The organism is Paenibacillus radicis (ex Gao et al. 2016) (genome assembly GCF_014641555.1).
GTDB classification, from domain to species: Bacteria; Bacillota; Bacilli; order Paenibacillales; family Paenibacillaceae; genus Pristimantibacillus; species Pristimantibacillus radicis.
The window spans coordinates 24,855-43,720 of sequence record NZ_BMHY01000006.1; the positions used below are offsets into that span (position 1 = coordinate 24,855).

The window sequence follows — 18,866 nt, forward strand, 5'->3', positions numbered from 1 at the left end:
AGGTTTGATTTTCATTACAATGCGCTGACAGACTCAAACCATTGCTTTTGTGTCAGAATCGTTTCCATCAAAGCGCTTTGAACAGCCTGCAAATGCGATTGTGACGGCTTTTTATCGTATTCCTCAAGTCCTTTGGCAGCGGAATTAAGGGATTGAATTAATTTTATGAGAAATGCCTGTCCTTCTTTGTCCTTTACTCCGGCTTCCATCGCCTTCACACTCTCCGTCCAGCTTTGGTGAGAAGCCGACCAAGCTTTAGATGCCGCCGGACTGAGCGAAGATAATTGCGGCTGTTCCAATTGCGTCAGTGTAAGCTTATCCAGCATCGATACCAGCTCGGCCGTCCGGCTGAGAAACGTCTCCGCCGCTGCGGCATCGCCGCTGAACGGAAATTGCTGCGGCACTTCAACGTCCACCTGTTTCACATAAAGCTCCATGCCGCTTAACAATTTGCCAAGAGAAACCGCCTGCGCACGGTCCCCAGCCAGCCCTGTGTAGGCTCTATAATCTGTACCTGTATAAAATCCTGCCGCCGCATTCCCGCGGCCCTGCAAATCGGCTATGGCCGCCTGGAGTCCCTCTGCATTGCTGAATACGCCGTATTGCAGCATATAGTAGGTTTGTACGGGGAGGGAAAGATTTGCAAAGGCGCTTCCTTTGCCCGTTACCTCTCCCGCTGCTACAGTTCCGTTGCCTGAGATTGTGCCATTCCCTTTGCCTGCCGAAGCTTTGCCCCCACCCTGTCCAGGGTCGACAATCGCTCCATCAACCGGTTTATTTGCACCGCCTGTGCCTTCACCAGGCCAGACTGGCGTACCCGTAAACAAATTAAGCAGCAAATAACCGAATAATGCCCCTGTTGCAAGTGCAGCCGCCACAGACAGAAAAACTTTCATCCAGGAAGGCGGAGCGGTATAGCGTTTGACCGTCCATTCATGCTTGCCCCCGGCATCAATGTGGTCGATTTCCTCTGGAAATTCTTCAGGGTAATAGACTGCACCTGATTGCGCATCTCCCTTACGCTCGATCTCCAGCTCCGGATTGGAAGGATCGATTGACGCATCATCCATAGCAGCTCTGCGATTTACCGCTTTAGGCTTGGCTGGCCGCTGCACAGCTTCCGATTGAATTTCTGGCATACGGCTTCGGTTTTCCCTGATTTTCGAATCGTCCGTATCGCGTATAAGCTGCTCAAGTGCGCCGACATCCTCTTGGAACGCTGTATTCCATGGCGTGAATTCCCCGCTCATGCTATAAGAATCATAGCTTTCTTTATAAATCGGAATCACTTTCGAAGCTGTCTTGGACGATGAAACCGCGGCTGGATGGCTGCTATCATTATCATCAGCAATCCAAGAATCAGGAACGCCTGCCTGCGCTCTTGCACCGTTCTTCTTCATCTCTTGGCGATCGCTATCGTTCAGTGGCTGCCCGCTGCGGTCAAAACGGTAGGTAATGCGGTTGTTAGATTTCATGTCAACTCTCTCCTTGTCCCATTCTTCTATTGCTAGTTTATGAGAGTGTTAAGAGAATTATGAACAGGAAACCGCCAGAGCTTTGCTGCAAAAAAAAGACGCCCTAACCGGCGTATTTCCGGTTGGGCATCCCTGTTTCTGTTATGCTTTTTCTTTCAACAATTTCGCAAGCGAATCGGCAACCTTCCAAATATCGCCGGCACCCATCGTAATAATGAGATCGCCCGGCGCAACTTTAGCCGTCAAATACTCCAACACTTCTTCCTTCGTCGGAATGTAGGTTGTATTCGCATTGCTGTTGCTTTGGATCAGCTCTACAAGCTTGCGTGAATTAACGCCTTCAATCTGCTGTTCACCGGCCGGTGAGTAGATATCGGTAATAACAACCTCATCTGCTTCCGGAAATGCCCGGCTAAATTGATCCAGCAGGAAAAACGTCCGTGTATAGCGCTGGGGCTGGAATACGGCAACAATACGCTTGCCGGTCGCTTTCGCTGCGCTGATTGTCGCCTGAATTTCCGTCGGATGATGCGCATAATCGTCAATAACGAGAATATCATTGATCTCGCCGAGCACTTGGAAACGGCGCTTCGCTCCCCGGAATTCATGAATGGCATCGGCAACTTCCTGGAACGGCAAGCCCGCTTCCAAACAGGTAATTATCGTCGCCATCGCATTATAAACATTATGTCTGCCCGGAACGGACAGGTTCACCGTACCAAGCTTAGTCCCGCCCTTGCTCATAACGAAAGTAACCTTGCGGTCGCCAAGCGTAATGTTCTCCGCCTTGTATTCCACATCGCCGTCAATACCGTACGTAATGAGCCGGCCGCGCGCGTCAGCGTCCAGCCGCGGCAATATTTCCATGACGTTCTCATCATCCGCGCATACGATCGCCTTGCCGTCTTCCTTAACCTGCGACAAAAATTGGACGTAAGCGGTTTTGAGCTTTTCGAAATCCCCGTCATAGTTTTCAAGATGATCCGGCTCGATATTCGTAACGATTGCAATGGCAGGATGATATTGAAGGAAAGAGCCATCGCTTTCATCCGCTTCAGCCACCACGTACTCGCCTTTTCCGGCTTTTGCGTTCGTGCCGACGTTGACAATCTCGCCGCCGATAATATAAGTAGGATCGGCCTTGCAAGATTCCATAACGAGCGCGATCATCGAGGAAGTCGTCGTCTTGCCGTGTGCACCGGCAACCGCCACTCCTTTGCCTGCATTCATCAGGCGAGCCAGCATCTGGGCGCGGTGCAGCACCGGAATGTTCAGAGCTTCCGCCGCCACCCGCTCTACGTTGTCTCTTGATAGAGCGGTCGAATAGACGACTAGATCAGCCCCGTTGATATGCTCCGGTTCATGACCGATATAGATTTGTGCTCCCTTGGCAGCGAGCTTCTCCGTCAATTCCTGACGGGCAACGTCTGATCCCGTTACGGTATAGCCCATTTCGAGCATGACGCGGGCTATTGCACTCATGCCATAGCCGCCGATTCCAATGAAATGAACATGTTCTGCTGTATTCAAAGACGGTTCACCAACCTTTTTCAGATTCCGAGTTGTACAGGATGCGGGAGCGAACGTCAGCGATTAAGTATAGCGATCCGGACACAACACCCAGGTCATCATCACCGGTCAATTGCTGCAGCTTGTCAAGCGCTGCCCGCCAATCCGGTTCCACGATGAGCTCAAAAGTTTGTGATTCGGACCGTTCGCTGCGAATCAGGTCAGCAAGCGAGCCGGCCTCGCATTTATTGCGGAAATCAGGCTCGGTCACGATAAGCGTATCCACTATTGGCAGTATATGCTTTATGACATCGCTATGATTCTTATTCTCCAGCATGCCCATCATTAGATGTAAACGATCATAGCGATAAGTCGTTTGCAAAGCCGAAACGAGCGTTTCCGCTCCTTCGGGATTATGAGCGCCATCAAGCAAAATACGCGGCGTACGGGATACCATTTCCAGGCGTCCAGGCCAGGCAGCAAGACGAAGTCCTTCTTCAAGCGCATCGTCGTCGACGATCAGCGCGTAATACTGGCGAAGCACCTCCAGCGTCATGACTGCCACGGCGGCGTTAGTCATTTGATGAGCACCGTTAAGCGAAATCGTCAGCTTCTCAATCGGACGGAAAAGTCCTTCAAAGCTGAAGCTCTGCTCATCCTCTTGAACAGACAGGCTATTGAATTTGAACTGCTCGCCCAGCAAATAGAGCGTGCTTTTCTTATCCGCCGCTGTCTGCTTCATTACTTCGACGAGCTCAGGCTGCGTAACCGCGCTGACCACCGGAACACCGGCTTTAATAATGCCGGCTTTCTCCTTGGCTACTTCAGTCAACGTGCCGCCAAGACGATCCATATGGTCATGGCCGACATTCGTGATGACGGAAATAACCGGCGTAACGATATTCGTGACGTCCAGGCGGCCGCCAAGGCCCGTCTCCCATACGACGTAATCCGGAAACTTAACCTTCGCGTAGAAGAGAATTGCAAGCGAGGTCGCCACTTCAAACATCGTCGGCGAGCCGAGCTCCGTTGCCGAAATCTCTTCCACAAACGGCTTTAACTCGTTCGCCAGCGCAAGCAGCGTCTCTTCTTCGATATCTTCGCCATTGTATTGGAACCGGTTCGTAAACTTCGTGATATAAGGAGAAGTAAACGTACCGACATCATAACCGCTTTTTATTAAAATGCTTGTCAAAAAAGCGCATGTGGAGCCTTTGCCGTTCGTACCTGCAATATGAATGAATTTCAGCCGGCGCTGCGGATTGCCCACAAGCTCCAGCAGCTTGGCAATACGTTCCAGACCGGGACGGATACCGAACGGGATCAGCCCGTTAATCCAATCAACAGCCTCGGCATAGGTGCGGAGCTCAGCGCCCTGCACCTCTTGTTTATGGTTATCGTTCATGGTTGTCTTTCCTTCTTCCATCTCGATTCATGAACCGCTAAGGCTTATATTAGCCGCGCAGCTCCGCTATTCTAGCCACCACTTTACTGCGTTTGTCTGCATAATCAGCCATTTTTGCCCGCTCTTCCTCAATGACCTTAGCTGGCGCCTTCGCTACGAAGCCTTCATTGCCGAGCTTCTTCTCGATACGCTCTACTTCATTGTTCAGAGTAGCAAGCTCTTTCTCCAACCGGGCGATTTCTTGCGAAATATCGAGTAAGCCAGCGAGCGGCAAGTACAGCTCTGCTCCCGTTACGATCGCAGTCATCGCTTTGTCCGGAGCTGCCAGAGACAGTCCGATTTCCAGCTTGGACGTACCGCAGAAACGGACGATAAACTCCTCATTGCGCTGCAGCAGCGCTTCTGCCGCCGCATCCGAAGGCTTGATCAGCAGCTCGATCTTTTTGCTCATCGGTACATTTACTTCCGCGCGAACGTTACGTACGGACCGGATAAGATCCATCAGCAGCTCCATCTCCTTGACAGCGTCAGGAGCTTCCAGCGCAGCCTCGTATACCGGCCATGGAGCAACCGTAATCGACTCGCCCTCGTGCGGAAGATGCTGCCAAATCTCTTCACTGATGAACGGCATGAACGGGTGAATCAGACGCTGCGTGCGGTCAAGCACATAAGCGAGCACGGATTGCGTTGCGCGTTTTTTCGCTTCATCGCTGCCGTACAGATTAAGTTTCGCGAACTCAATATACCAGTCGCAAAGGTCATCCCAGATGAAATTGTACAGCAGGCGGCCGGTTTCCCCGAAGTCGTAGCCATCGATCAGGCGGGTAACCTCGCGTACCGTCTCGTTCAGACGGTGAAGAATCCAGCGATCCGCAGTGCCCAGCTCTACATTAATGTTGATATCCTCGGCTTTGAAGCCTTCCAGATTCATCAGCGCAAACCGCGATGCGTTCCAGATTTTGTTCGCAAAGTTGCGGGCCTGCTCAACCTTCTCCCAGCGGAAACGCAAGTCCTGGCCTGGCGTACTGCCCGTCGAGATCATAAAGCGCATCGCGTCAGCGCCATATTTCTCAATCACTTCGAGCGGATCAACCCCGTTGCCAAGCGACTTGGACATTTTGCGGCCTTCGGAGTCGCGAACGAGACCATGCATCAATACATCCTTGAACGGAATTTGATCGGTAAACTCCAGACCCGTAAAGATCATGCGGGCAACCCAGAAGTAGATAATGTCATAGCCCGTTACAAGTACATTCGTAGGATAGAACCGTTTATAGTCCTCCGTTTGCTCTGGCCAGCCCAAAGTCGAGAACGGCCACAGTCCGGAGCTGAACCACGTATCGAGTACGTCGTTGTCTTGAGACAGATCGGAGCTGCCGCAAGACGGACAAGCCGTAATGTCTTCACGCGCCACATGCATTTCACCGCAAGCGCCGCAATACCAAGCCGGAATACGGTGGCCCCACCACAGCTGGCGGGAAATACACCAGTCGCGTACATTTTCGATCCATTGCAGATACGTTTTGTCGAACCGGTCCGGTACGAAATGAACCCCTTTGCCCGACTTCTGTACTTCAATGGCACGATCAGCAAGCGGCTTCATCGCCACAAACCATTGCGTGGACAAGTACGGTTCAATAACCGCGCCGCTCCGCTCGCTATGGCCAACCTGATGCACATGATCCTCAATGCGGACGCAAACGCCTTGCTCTTGCAAGTCCTTCACAAGCTGCTTGCGGCACTCGAAACGATCCAAGCCGGCATAAGGCCCTGCTTCTTCGTTCATAACACCTGTTTCGTCCATCACGATAATTTGCGGCAGGTCATGGCGCAGACCTACTTCAAAGTCATTCGGGTCATGGGCAGGCGTAATTTTTACCGCACCTGATCCGAATTCTTTTTCCGCATAATCATCGGCAATAATAGGAATCTCACGGCCGGTTATCGGCAATACGATCAGCTCGCCGATCATGTCGGCGTAACGCTCATCCTCTGGATTAACTGCAACCGCACTATCACCCAGCATCGTCTCTGGACGAGTCGTTGCTACCGTAATAAAGCCTTTGCCGTTCTTAAGCGGGTATTGCAGGTGATACAGATGGCCGTTCAGCTCTTTATATTCAACCTCAATATCCGACAGCGCGGTGCGTGCGGCCGGATCCCAGTTAATAATTTTTTTGCCGCGGTAAATCAGGCCTTTCTCGTAAAAGCTGACAAACACTTCACGAACTGCTTGGGACAATCCTTCATCGAGAGTAAACCGCTCGCGGGAGTAGTCAAGAGACAAGCCCATCTTCGCCCATTGATCGCGGATCGTATTGGCATACTGATCTTTCCACTCCCATACTTTCTCCAGGAAAGCTTCGCGTCCCAGATCATAACGGGTAATGCCTTGCTCGCGAAGCTTCTGCTCCACTTTCGTTTGCGTTGCGATACCCGCATGGTCCGTACCCGGAAGCCAAAGCGCGTCATAACCCTGCATCCGCTTGGTGCGAATGAGAATATCCTGCAGCGTGAAGTCCAGTGCATGGCCAATATGAAGCATTCCCGTTACGTTCGGCGGGGGAATAACAATCGTATACGGTTCCGCATCAGGACGGTTGCCCGCTTTGAAAAATTGTCCCTGCTTCCAAAAGTCATACCACTTTTGCTCAGCGGTTTTCGGATCGTAGGTCGTCGGCATTGCCGGCGTCGTTTGGTTGTCGGCCATTAATTTCCATCCTCCTAATTATAAAGGCTTTGCCAGGCAAAGCCGGCTTAACAAATTGAATCGTAAGCGGTGGTCCAAAACAGGCAAACATGCAAAAAAACCTTCCGCCCTTATAGCAAAGGACGAAAGGTTCAGCTTCCGTGGTACCACCTTTGTTCCGTGCAAAACTGCACACGGCACTCGAACAGATAACGGCTGTGGCCGGCTTGAATTGACGGTAGCCGTCTTGCCTATAGCTTCCCGGGTCGTTCAAGCAACTCCAGGGCGACTGGTAGCAGTAACTTCCTACGGAACCTCTCAGCGCTACGGCTCCGCTCTCTGATGGCTTGGCTGCTAGCTCTTCCCCTTCAACGTCGATAAAGATAGATATACAATATTCTACCCGAATCGACTATAGAAAGTCAACGTTCACAGCCTTTATTTCACGTTCGCTAACGGAGCTAATCCGTTAGTGACCGCCCATCATCATCTGCACTTCCGGTTTCTCCGCGCCATCCGCATCCGAACGCTTCGGCTTCGTCAAGAGGAAGCCGAACAAAACGCCGGCTACGCCGATGCAAGTTAGAATGAGGAATGTGTCGCCGTAAGCCGATGACATGACATCCAGCGGGTTCGTGCTAGTTGCCGCATAGTGTACACTACGGCGGGCAAGGATGGTAGCAAGGCCTGCTACGGCGAACGATGTCATAACCTGTTGAGCAGCGCCTGTCAGGGAAGTGACGCGGCTGACCAGCTCAGGAGGCGCTGATTGAATAATATGCGTGTTCAGCGGCATCATGGACAAGCCCATGCCTGCACCGAGCAAAATCAGCGGTACGATAAAGGAGCCAACGCCGGCTGTCGCCGAAATCGAGGAGAGCAGGAACGCTCCCACAGTGACGAAAGCAAGGCCCGTGATGACCAGCGGTCTTGCCCCAACTTTATCAAACAGCCTGCCGCCAATCGGCATGCAAATGGCTGCAGCAAGCGCCTGAGGCAGCAGGATCAAGCCTGTTTCCAAAGCCGAATAGCCTTTAGCCGTTTGCAGGAACAGCGGGAACAGGAACAATGTGCCGAACAGCGCAATTTGCGATACCCACTGCACGATAACACCGCGGGAGAAGTTGCCTGACTTGAACACCCGAAGCTCCAGCAGCGGCTGTTTGCGGCTCAATTCTACAATGATGAAGATGATAAGCGATACGCCGCCGACGATCAAGCCTGTAAGCGTCTTGGCGGAGCCCCAGTCGGAGCCGCCCTCGCTGACACCGTATGCCAGACCGGCAAAGGCCAGCGGTGCAAAAATCATACCGAGAATATCAAGCTGCGGTACGGATTGACGTTGAATGACCGGCAGCGTGCGAATGCCGATAATAACGGCTACAACGCCGATCGGCAGATTGATCAGGAAAATCCAGTGCCAGCTTACATATTCGACAAGCCAGCCGGACAGAACCGGACCAAGGGCCGGAGCGAGCAGCATCGGAATGCCGATCATCCCCATTACCGCACCTTGCTTGCCCGGAGGGCTGAGACGGTAAGTGAAGGCCATCGCGATTGGAGCGACCATACCGCCTCCAAGACCTTGAATAATACGGTATACGATCAATTGTTCAGCGGTAGTCGCCAATGCGCAAAGCGCAGAGCCGATTGTAAACAAAATGACTGATACTAGAAAAATTTGCTTGGCGCCGAAACGGTCGGACAGCCAGCCTGCTAACGGAATGACGGCGGATTGCGCCAAGGCATAACCGGTAACGGTCCATTGCACGAGTGTAAAGGATGCGCCGTTGAAGTCCTCACTCAGTTTGGGAAGCGCGACATTCATCGCCGTCCCGTCCAGGATTACCATGAACATCCCGACTATAATGGCGAGCAGTGGCGCGATAATCGAGCGAATCGACAGGTTCGCGCTGTTTGTTGTTGCTGACATGCTTCTCTTCTCCTCCCAAATGCTTTGTCTCACAGGCTTGCGCTCTGCGGCAAAGTTCTTATATCTATAAGCGCATGCCTTGACCTCTCCCCGCTGCAAATATACAATGTAGTTGTCGAGAGACAAGATTGCTTATGTTTGCGGACAATTGTCCGCTGTTCGATATTACCGGACAATTGTCCGCATGTCAATATACGAATACGCTATCAATCATTAAATAATTATTAACGCACTCAAAATGTTGAAAAGGAGGGTCATGCCCATGCCTGCAACTAGAAAGAAAAAGGACGCATTGGAAGTCAGCAAAACGATACTCCATACCGCAAAACAGTTGTTTGCCGAACATGGGGTCGAGTCTGTCAGTATGCATCAAGTAGCAAAGGCTGCCAATATCGGACAAGGAACGCTTTATCGCCGCTACGCTAATAAGTCAGATCTGTGCATGGATTTGATGAAAGACAATTTCTCGACATTTGCCGCGAACATTGACAAACTGCTTCACGATCAAAAAGATTCCCCTGTACAGGAGCGTTTCAATCTGACCGTCTTTCATTTAATGCGATTTTTTGATGATAAATTCGATTGGATCAGTGTGATTCAGATTCCGAGGCATTGCGAGCCGGATCAAGCGACATTTTTCAACTCACCGCCCTATATGTTTCTGTACGACACCTATCATTCGCTTCTGCTGGAAGCACAGGAAAAGCACGAGCTGATCGAGCTGGATATCGAATTTACGACGCATCTGCTCATTACCAGTTTCTCGCCGGAATCGTTTATGTATTTGAAAAAAATTAAAGGCTATCCTATCGAGAAAATTGCCGCTTGTTTTTGCCAAACATCCATTAATCCGCTATTTTTGCCAAAATAAAAGCGTCCGCCCTCTCTCCAAATGACGAGGAGACGGCAGACGCTTGACTTATACATACGCCGCACGTTACAGCTTTGGCGCTTTCGACCAGTCGGCAGCGAATTTTTCCATGCCTTGATCCGTCAAGGGATGTCTGGTCAGTTGTTCGATGACACTGAAAGGAATCGTCGCGATATGCGCGCCTGCCATTGCAACGCGGGTCACATGATCCGGGTGGCGAACCGATGCGGCAATAATTTGGGCATCCAGCTTGTGTATACGGAACAGCTCGGCAATCTTGGACACCAGCAGCACCCCGTCTTCAGAGATATCATCCAAGCGGCCTAGAAAAGGCGACACATACGTTGCACCTGCTCGAGCCGCAAGCAGCGCCTGGTTAACGGTGAATATGAGCGTAATATTCGTTTTAACTCCTTTTCTAGTCAGGTAGCGGCAAGCCTCCAAACCCGCCAGTGTCATCGGAAGCTTAATTGTAATTTTATTGTCGCCCTTGTTAATTTTGATTAACTCATTCGCCTCTGCAATCATTTCCTCCGCAGACAGCGCGTTTGGCGTCACTTCCGCAGACACTGATTCCACTTCCGGCACCAGCTGCAAAATTTCTGAAATGCGGTCTTCGAATTTGACACCTTCTTTCGCTACAAGCGAAGGATTTGTCGTTACGCCCGACAATACACCGATTTTATAAGCTTTCTGAATATCTCCGATATTTGCGGTATCGATGAAAAATTTCAAAATCATAACCTCCGTCGATTCATTTATCATATAAATTTAATCTCCAATTACCTGCAAGTGAATCGCAGCAATCCTCTAATAAGCATCTCCCATTAGACCGCCCGGCATCCCGCAACGACTGCTCTGGCAGCTAAAAAAGGCTTGCCCGCAATGCGGACAAGCCCTTTTTTATGAGGTTTGATTTAAGGAATGTACAAGAGCTGTCCTTCTGCAACCGCAGATTCGTTTAAGCCGTTGTACAGCAATATTTCCCGCGGATTCAAACTGTATCTGACGGCGATCGATTCCAACGTCTCATCCCGTTGAACGATACAAACGCGGATTTTGCGGAATTCCCGTTCATCGCTTTGTTTGCCGAGGAACAACGTTTTCCACTCAATCTCATCACCGGAATGAATAGACTTGGACGACTCAACCGCCTGCTGCGCCGCTACCTGCTCCGCTGCTTCCCTTGCTGCCTGTTCCCGTTTACTCGTTTGCAGCAGCGTCAGCAGACCGACATTAGCAGCCTGCTCCGGATCGGTAACCGGCTGCTTGCTGCCAAAGCCGATTCGCAGCTCCTGCTTCTCAGCTTCCTCGGCAATCTTCTGCTCGCCGCCGGCAAACCATTGCTCATCCCGTTCTTCATGCTCCCAAACGGCTGGCTCGCTCTCCTCTTCTGGGGCAAAATCCGCATCCGCTTGGGCATCGCTAATTACGTTCTCCTCTTCCGATTGCTGCTCGGAAGCGTAAGTAACTCCACGCTCCTCGGAATACGGCGAACCAAGCGCAGGAGACTGCGGCAAAGGCTGCTGATGCTGCGGCTGAGACTGAGGCTGAGGCTCAAACCATTGTGCAGCCGACCAGCCGGAGTCACGCGGAGACGCAGAAATTGTTACTGCAGCTTCGCTGTCTTCCTCCCGCTCATCGTAGACTGGCTCGTCAGCTTCCTCTTGGTCCTGCTCGTCTTCCTCGTCCTCGAAAGCTTCCTCATCATCCTCTTCCGAGCTTGAACCATAAAGCTCCTGCTGGGCTTGTAGTCTCGCCTGCAGCACCTGCTCATCGAAATCGGCCGTTTCCCGTTCATGAACAACGGTAATCGGCTCTTCCCGCCAAGCTTCTTCGGCTTCCGGCAGCGGCTCGACCAGAATGCCGCGGAGCGATAGAACACCCGTAATGTTAAGTGTTCTTGAGCTGAGCAGGTCAACGTCGAAGTTGTCGATCTCCACTGAAATTTCATCAAGACGGGATATTCGATTCAACGGCAGCGTAATTTCCACAGGAATCCAATGCTCCAGCGTTTGCAGCAAGGAAGCCTCTGCCTGTCCTCTGTAGACACCGGTCAAGAGCAGCTGTCCCTTCAGAACCGCATGATCGTCCTGCTCAATGACTTGAATACGGGGAACCAGCTCAATTTCCTCCAGCTCTTCAATGGCTGCTACTTCATCTGGTAAATGAATGCGTTCGTAAACGTCAAAACGCAATCCCTTCGATTGATCTGTCACGCTTTAGTCCTCCCTCCCTAATCTGAATGCTTGGGCTACTATTACATTCCCTATTATTTATATGGCAGGATTGGAAGGAGCATGACTATCATTTTGTACGGGAGCCCAGCTTGTCGCGCAGTGCCGCCAACCAAGACGGGGCTGGCGCCTTTGCCTCCACAGGCAAGCCGGTCCATGGATGAGGAAACAGCAATCTTTCCCCATGGAGCGCTTGATGCGGCAGCAGTGTGCCATCACCGCCATAAAGCCGGTCACCAACCAGCGGATGGCCGAGATGGCTCATATGGACCCGAATTTGATGCGTACGGCCAGTCTCCAGCTGGAGACGAACGACAGAAGCATTGCCTATTGTCTCTACCAGTTCGTAATGGGTGACCGCCTGCTCGCCGTTTGGTGATACCCTCCGGCGTGCAGTATGACGGTCTTTGCCAATAGGTGCATTAACCGTCCCTGAACGGGAAGACAGACGGCCATGAACGATGGCGATATAGCGTCTATCGATCCGCTTTGCCCGCATCGCTTCATCCAGCACCCATTGCGCCAAATCATTTTTCGAATAAAGTACGGGTCCCGACGTGTCGTCATCAAGCCGGTGAATATGGCGAACGGGCAAGAGATCATTGTTCGTCAGCATATGCAGAGCAGCAGCCTCATCCAGCGTACCGCTCTGACCAGGGTGAGATTCATGGACTGGCATGCCGGCCGGTTTCAAGAAAACCGCGCAAAAATCATCTTCATAGAGCAATTCAGGGGCAGACGTCCCCTGTGAGCCGAAGCGGTTTGCAGCCGCTTTCCGGTAAAGCGGATCGGCAGTCTCGTTGGCCACAGAAGGGAAAGCGAGCAGCTTCAGCCATTCGCCCTCCCACTGAATGCCTCCTACCGAGAACAGCCGATTAATCCATTTGGCAGGAAAAGGAGCGTAATCGACCAGCCATTGACGCATAGCATGGGGGCTTGTCCCCGATTGGGGAGCCTCCACGTTGGCCGCCGCAGCAAGATCTGACAGCCCGTCCTGATCTAACAATAGCCATTCCCTCTCTCTCCGATACGTCAGTCTCGGCATCATTGGCAAGCTTGCCTCCTTCCAGAAAAAAGCCAGCGGCTGAACGTGCTTACGTCCTCCGCTGGCTGTATAGGTTTGATTGCTTAAAGACGGCTGAAAGCCGTATCATGAGCGGCAATCGTCGCATCGATATCATCATCCGAGTGTACGCCGGAGACGAACATGCCCTCAAATTGCGAAGGCGCAATGCTGACACCAAGCTCCAGCATCGCAGCGAAATACGCTTTGAAGCGCTCCATATCCGATGTTTTGGCTGTATCGAAATTAATAACGACTTTGTCGGTGAAGAACGGGCACACCATCGAGCCTACGCGGTTGATTGTCGTCGCGATACCGTGTTTGGCCGCGTTCTGCTCAAACCCGCGCTGAAGACGTACCGCTTGACGCTCCAGCAATTCATAACGTTCAGGAGTCATCAGCTTCAGTGTCGTGTAGCCCGCCGCCATCGCAAGCGGATTGCCGGACAGCGTTCCAGCTTGATAGATCGGACCGCTTGGCGCGATCATTTCCATGATGTGGCGTTTACCGCCGTAAGCGCCAACCGGCAAGCCGCCGCCGATCACTTTGCCGAAGCAGGTCAAATCCGGGATAATGCCAAACAGCCCTTGCGCGCATTGGTAATGAACACGGAAACCGGTCATCACCTCGTCGAAAATAAGCAGGCTGCCGTATTGCTCCGTAATGTCGCGCAGTCCCTGCAGGAAGCCTGGCAGCGGCGGAACGACGCCCATGTTGCCGGCCACCGGCTCGACGATAATACAGGCGATTTGCTCACCGAATTTCTCGAATGCAACTTTAACCGAAGCCAGATCATTATACGGAACTGTAATCGTTTGGGAGGCTACACCCTCCGGAACACCCGGACTGTCCGGCAAACCAAGTGTCGCCACACCTGATCCCGCTTTAATGAGCAAGCTGTCTGCATGGCCGTGATAAGAGCCTTCGAACTTCAGGATCATGCTTCGTTTCGTATAGCCGCGGGCAAGGCGCAGTGCGCTCATCGTCGCTTCCGTGCCGGAATTGACCATGCGGACGATATCGACCGAAGGAACCCGCTCGCATACGAGCTCAGCCATCAGCGTCTCCAGCTCGGTTGGCGCGCCGAAGCTCGTTCCCTTCTCTGCTGTCCGTTTGATCGCCTCAATGACTTCCGGATGAGCATGCCCCATAATAAGCGGTCCCCATGAGCCGACGTAATCGATATAGCTATTGCCGTCGATGTCATAAACGCGGCTGCCTTCGCCCCGCTCCATATAGACTGGAGTAAGTCCAACCGATTTGAATGCCCGAACTGGACTGTTTACGCCCCCGGGAAGCACTTTTTTCGCCCGTTCAAACGCTTCTCTAGAACGAGTATCCTGTCTTCTGCCGATCGAATTATGGTCGCTCATCGATTATTCCTCTCCTCTAAGCCAGCGTGAAGCATCCTTCGCGTGGTAAGTGATAATCATGTCTGCGCCTGCGCGCTTCATCCCCGTCAATGTCTCCAGCACGACGTTTTTCTCATCGATCCAGCCGTTTGCCGACGCCGCTTTAACCATGGAATATTCTCCGCTTACGTTGTAAGCCACAACCGGCAGATCAAAGCTTTCCTTAAGCTGTCTAACCACATCAAGATAGGCAAGAGCAGGCTTAACCATCAGCATATCTGCGCCTTCTACGACGTCCGATTCCGCTTCGCGAAGCGCCTCACGCGAATTGGCAGGATCCATCTGATACGTTTTACGGTCGCCGAATTGCGGCGTCGAATGTGCCGCTTCACGAAACGGACCGTAAAAGGACGACGCATATTTTACAGAGTAGGACAGGATCGGAATATGCGTAAAACCTGCTTCATCCAGCCCGTCGCGAATCGCAGCTACGAAGCCGTCCATCATGTTGGAAGGAGCGATGACGTCAGCGCCCGCTTCCGCTTGGGATACCGCTGTCCGCACGAGAAGCGCCAGCGATAAGTCATTGTCGACCACAGCCGTCCCAGTCGCTTCGTGCACATGCACAACGCCGCAATGGCCGTGGTCGGTAAATTGGCACAGACAAGTATCAGCCATCACGATCAATTCCGGTGCCCAGCCCTTGATAGCGCGTGTCGCTTCCTGAACAATACCGTTTGGATCATAAGCGGAAGAACCCTCTGCATCCTTATGGTCCGGAACGCCAAACAGCATGATCGCTTGAATGCCCAGCGAGACGATATCCCGAATTTCTGCTTCCAAGAGATCCATCGACAGATGATAAACGCCAGGCATCGATCCAATCTCTTCCCGGATGTTGGTGCCATAAGTTACGAAAATCGGATAAATGAAATCATTTGCGGTCAATACCGTTTCCCGCATGAGGTTGCGCATGGCCGCCGATTGGCGCAGTCTGCGATGTCGAACGATAGGAAATGCCATAGTTATTCCTCCTCCAAATTTCTAGCCTTATTACTTTCCTTATATCTTGCCTTATATCGTATAGGCTGCAACATTTGCTGCAGCCTGAGAGAATTGATGATAATGCCGTTAATCACGCTTGCTTGCTTGATGCTGTGTCATAGCCTCAACCAATGAAGCGATCGTCGCCTCCTGCGGCTCAATCGTCACCTGAAGACCCGCAGCCGCAGCCGTCTGAGACGTCAGCGGACCAATGGATGCAATATCAACACCGGAGAGAGCAGCAACCGGATCATCGATGCCGTTTCGTCTTAAAATCTCCAATAGATTCGTCACCGTAGACGAGCTTGTGAACGCGACGACATGAATTTGCCGCTCGCGAATCCACTCCAGCGCCTGGTCGTCCTGCGTATCGGCCAAAGCCGTCTCATATACATCGGCTTGTACGGCCTGTACTCCGCGGGCTTCCAGCTCCCGGGGCAATACTTCGCGGGCCAGATCACCGCGCGGCAGCAAAGCGATCTGACCGGGCACAAGCTCACTTTCAAGCTGCTCCAGCAAACCTTCTGCCTGAAACTTGGCAGGCAGCTCTTCTACCGCAAGTCCCCGATCGGCAAGTGCCTCGGCTGTTTTTGGACCTACAGCAGTCATTCGGGCTTTGTTGAATCGGCGAATATCGATGCCGAATCTGCGCAGCCAACGGAAAAAATAATCGACACCGTTGACGCTTGTGAAACAAATCCAGTCGTAGCGCTCCGCTTGCTCCAATGCCTCCCGAAGGGCTTGTACCTTCGACGGCTCCGAGGGCTCTCGAATATCGATAACCGGATATTCGCACGGCTCGCCGCCCAGCTCCTCAATCCAATCAGCCAGCTCGCTTGCTTGCGATCTCGCTCGGGTGACCAGAACACGCACGCCAAATAGCGGCTTGCGTTCATACCACTGCAGCTTCTCGCGCTGCAGAACGACGTCGCCAACGACAATGACAGCCGGCGGCTGAAAGTTCGCTTCCTTCACGATACGTTCAATCGATTCCAGCGTACCGACGATCGTCCGCTGTTCAACGCGCGTACCCCACCGGATCAAAGCGACTGGTGTATCGGCTTTTTTGCCATGCCGGATTAACTGCTCGGCGATGTAGCCGATTTTGGCAACGCCCATCAGAAAAATGAGCGTGCCCGTCGCATTCGTCACTTTATCCCAGTGAATCGATTTATCCAGCTTATCGGGGCTTTCATGGCCCGTTACAATTGACAGGGAGGAAGCAAGGTCGCGATGCGTGACCGGAATACCTGCATAAGCAGGCACCGCTATCGCTGAGGTGATACCCGGTACAATTTCAAAGTCAATGCCGTTAGCCCTTAACAGCTCCGCTTCTTCGCCAACCCGTCCAAAAATCGTCGGGTCGCCGCCCTTCAGCCTCGTTACATCTTTGCCCTGCAGCGCCAAATCAACGAGGAGCTGGTTAATTTCCTCTTGCTTCATCGTATGCCGGTCGGGCAGTTTGCCGACGTAGATTTTTTCCGCACCCGGCTTTAAGTGGCGCAGCAAGCGCGGACTAGCCAGCCGGTCATAGACGACGACGTCGCTGCGCTTCAAGCATTCCAATCCGCGAACCGTAATAAGCTTGGGATCGCCAGGACCTGCCCCAACCAGATAGACGATCCCTTTGTCCCGTTCATCAGCTAAAGCCTTCTCTTCCCCATACCCCATCTGCTATCCCTCGATTTCCGCCAATATCCGGTCTGCGCCTCTTGCCGAGAGCGCCGCCGCAACATCCCGGCCCAATTGCTCGGGATCGCTGCCCCGCAGCATTTCCTTCAATAGCACAGAGCCGTCCGGCGTGCCGACTATGCCCGTAAGCTCCAGCTCCAAAGCCGCCGAATCCGTGCTCATCTGCCGTACCGTCGCATAAGCGCCGATCGGAATTTGGCAGCCGCCGTTCAAAGCGCCTAACAAGCTTCGTTCCGCCCGAATCACCAGCGAAGTCTCCTCGTCATTGTAAAGAGACAGCAACTCGCGAACAGCAGGATCTTCTACACGGCATTCAATGCCAAGTGCGCCCTGGCCGACAGCCGGAACGGATACGTCAACCGGAATCGTTGCTGATATCCGGTCTTCCCAGCCCATGCGTATCATGCCCGCCGTTGCCAATACGATCGCATCGAACCCTTCCGTCTCCAGCTTGCGGATACGGGAGTCGATGTTGCCGCGAACGGATTCCACCTGAAGATCGGGTCGGACATTCTTCAACTGGCAGGAGCGGCGAAGGCTGCTGGTGCCAACTCTAGCACCCTTCGGCAAATCATTGAGAGACGAGCCTTCCTTCATAATGAGACAATCACGCGGATCGACCCGCTTCGGAATCGCTCCGTTCATTAGTCCTTCCTGCAGCTCGTAGGGCATATCCTTCACGCAATGAACGGCAATGTCAATTTCACCATCCAGGAGCGCTTGTTCGATTTCTTTGACGAACAACCCTTTTCCGCCGACCTTAGAAAGCATCACATCGAGAATGCGATCGCCTTTCGTAACGATTTTGCGAATTTCAAAAGAATAACCAAGACCGTGCTTTTCACTAATACGCTTGAGCTCCTCAATTACTTGGCCAGTCTGCGTCAGCGCAAGCGCGCTTTGTCTTGTGCCTACTACGATCGTGCGCTGTCCGTTATTTGTCGTTTCCATTATGAAATCCCTCCGTTATCAACTTCTGAAGCCGTTCCAGCCAAGCATCCAATTCATCATCGCCTTCTTGCATATGAGGCGCTTCTGCCGCAGCGAGCCGCAGCAGCTCATGCCGCTCATTCGGGTCTTCTACTACCGCCTTGGCCCGTTCTCTCAACCTTCGAAGCCTTTGAACAGCGGCTTCATATTCTTCTCCATAGGCTTGCTCCAGCTCGCCTTTTATTCTTGCAGCCAGCGCAGGACTTGCGCCGCTTGCCGATACCGCTAGCAGCAAATCCCCCCGGCGTACGACTGCAGGATTAGCAAAGGCAGAGCCGCTTGCATCATCGGCAATATTTACCCACGCCCCGGCACGTCTGCCATCGTCAGCAATTTCTTGATTTAATAAGGCTTCATCTGTAGCGGCGAATAGCAGCCGCGCTCCGCCAGCGTCTTCGGTTCGATAGGGCCTTGCATGCACCTGTATGGCTCCCTCATTGGCAAGAGCTTGCAAATGCGGCGTCAAGACCGGGCTAATAAGCACGACTCCATCGGCGCCCGCCTCCAGCAGCGCCAACGTCTTGCGCTCTGCAATACGTCCGCCGCCAACGATCACGATTTTTTCTCCGCGAAGCTGCAGCATCACTGGGTACATGGCAAGCCTCC

General features: G+C 52.6%; 14 protein-coding genes. 1 reads left to right on the forward strand and 13 read right to left on the reverse strand.

The window, feature by feature from the left end; genetic code table 11:
• Positions 1-14 precede the first annotated feature (14 nt).
• The 5 genes from IEX98_RS16470 to IEX98_RS16490 all read right to left on the reverse strand — a co-directional run bounded on the left by IEX98_RS16470 (position 15) and on the right by IEX98_RS16490 (position 9,011).
• Positions 15-1,475, reverse strand: a complete 1,461-nt coding sequence (locus IEX98_RS16470; protein WP_188890315.1) for an SPOR domain-containing protein — start codon at positions 1,473-1,475, stop codon at positions 15-17.
• A 141-nt stretch (positions 1,476-1,616) separates the two neighbouring features.
• Positions 1,617-3,005, reverse strand: coding sequence for a UDP-N-acetylmuramate--L-alanine ligase (murC, locus tag IEX98_RS16475; protein ID WP_188890316.1), 1,389 nt, complete (start codon positions 3,003-3,005; stop codon positions 1,617-1,619).
• A 7-nt stretch (positions 3,006-3,012) separates the two neighbouring features.
• Entirely contained in the window at positions 3,013-4,389 is a 1,377-nt protein-coding gene (locus IEX98_RS16480) for a bifunctional folylpolyglutamate synthase/dihydrofolate synthase (protein WP_188890317.1), read from the reverse strand.
• Positions 4,390-4,438: 49 nt separating this feature from the next.
• Entirely contained in the window at positions 4,439-7,099 is a 2,661-nt protein-coding gene (locus IEX98_RS16485) for a valine--tRNA ligase (RefSeq protein WP_188890318.1), read from the reverse strand.
• Positions 7,100-7,547: 448 nt separating this feature from the next.
• Positions 7,548-9,011: an MDR family MFS transporter gene (locus tag IEX98_RS16490; RefSeq protein ID WP_188890319.1), complete on the reverse strand. Its 1,464-nt coding sequence runs from the start codon at positions 9,009-9,011 to the stop codon at positions 7,548-7,550.
• Positions 9,012-9,273: 262 nt separating this feature from the next.
• Between IEX98_RS16490 and IEX98_RS16495 the strand changes: the two genes are divergently transcribed.
• The gene (locus tag IEX98_RS16495) at positions 9,274-9,882 is read left to right on the forward strand and encodes a TetR/AcrR family transcriptional regulator (RefSeq protein WP_188890320.1); all 609 of its coding nucleotides are present in this window, start codon (positions 9,274-9,276) and stop codon (positions 9,880-9,882) included.
• A 66-nt stretch (positions 9,883-9,948) separates the two neighbouring features.
• Here IEX98_RS16495 and fsa read toward each other — a convergent pair whose 3' ends face one another.
• The 8 genes from fsa to IEX98_RS16535 all read right to left on the reverse strand — a co-directional run bounded on the left by fsa (position 9,949) and on the right by IEX98_RS16535 (position 18,855).
• Positions 9,949-10,617 carry a fructose-6-phosphate aldolase gene (gene fsa / locus IEX98_RS16500; protein WP_188890538.1) on the reverse strand — a complete coding sequence of 223 codons (669 nt, stop codon included), beginning with the start codon at positions 10,615-10,617 and terminating at the stop codon, positions 9,949-9,951.
• A 182-nt stretch (positions 10,618-10,799) separates the two neighbouring features.
• Positions 10,800-12,101: a LysM peptidoglycan-binding domain-containing protein gene (locus IEX98_RS16505; RefSeq protein ID WP_188890321.1), complete on the reverse strand. Its 1,302-nt coding sequence runs from the start codon at positions 12,099-12,101 to the stop codon at positions 10,800-10,802.
• Between the two features lie 88 nt (positions 12,102-12,189).
• Positions 12,190-13,167, reverse strand: coding sequence for an RluA family pseudouridine synthase (locus IEX98_RS16510; RefSeq protein ID WP_229692232.1), 978 nt, complete (start codon positions 13,165-13,167; stop codon positions 12,190-12,192).
• 80 nt (positions 13,168-13,247) lie between these two features.
• Positions 13,248-14,555: a glutamate-1-semialdehyde 2,1-aminomutase gene (gene hemL, locus IEX98_RS16515; RefSeq protein ID WP_188890322.1), complete on the reverse strand. Its 1,308-nt coding sequence runs from the start codon at positions 14,553-14,555 to the stop codon at positions 13,248-13,250.
• Positions 14,556-14,558: 3 nt separating this feature from the next.
• The gene (gene hemB / locus IEX98_RS16520) at positions 14,559-15,557 is read right to left on the reverse strand and encodes a porphobilinogen synthase (RefSeq protein ID WP_188890323.1); all 999 of its coding nucleotides are present in this window, start codon (positions 15,555-15,557) and stop codon (positions 14,559-14,561) included.
• Positions 15,558-15,665: 108 nt separating this feature from the next.
• Entirely contained in the window at positions 15,666-17,249 is a 1,584-nt protein-coding gene (cobA, locus tag IEX98_RS16525; protein ID WP_188890324.1) for a uroporphyrinogen-III C-methyltransferase, read from the reverse strand.
• A 3-nt stretch (positions 17,250-17,252) separates the two neighbouring features.
• Positions 17,253-18,221 (reverse strand): hydroxymethylbilane synthase, encoded by a 969-nt coding sequence (gene hemC / locus IEX98_RS16530; protein WP_188890325.1) that lies wholly within the window; start codon positions 18,219-18,221, stop codon positions 17,253-17,255.
• On the reverse strand, positions 18,205-18,855 hold the full coding sequence (locus tag IEX98_RS16535; RefSeq protein ID WP_188890326.1) for a precorrin-2 dehydrogenase/sirohydrochlorin ferrochelatase family protein: 651 nt from the start codon (positions 18,853-18,855) through the stop codon (positions 18,205-18,207). Before IEX98_RS16535 ends, hemC begins: the two co-directional genes overlap by 17 nt.
• Positions 18,856-18,866: the final 11 nt, after the last annotated feature.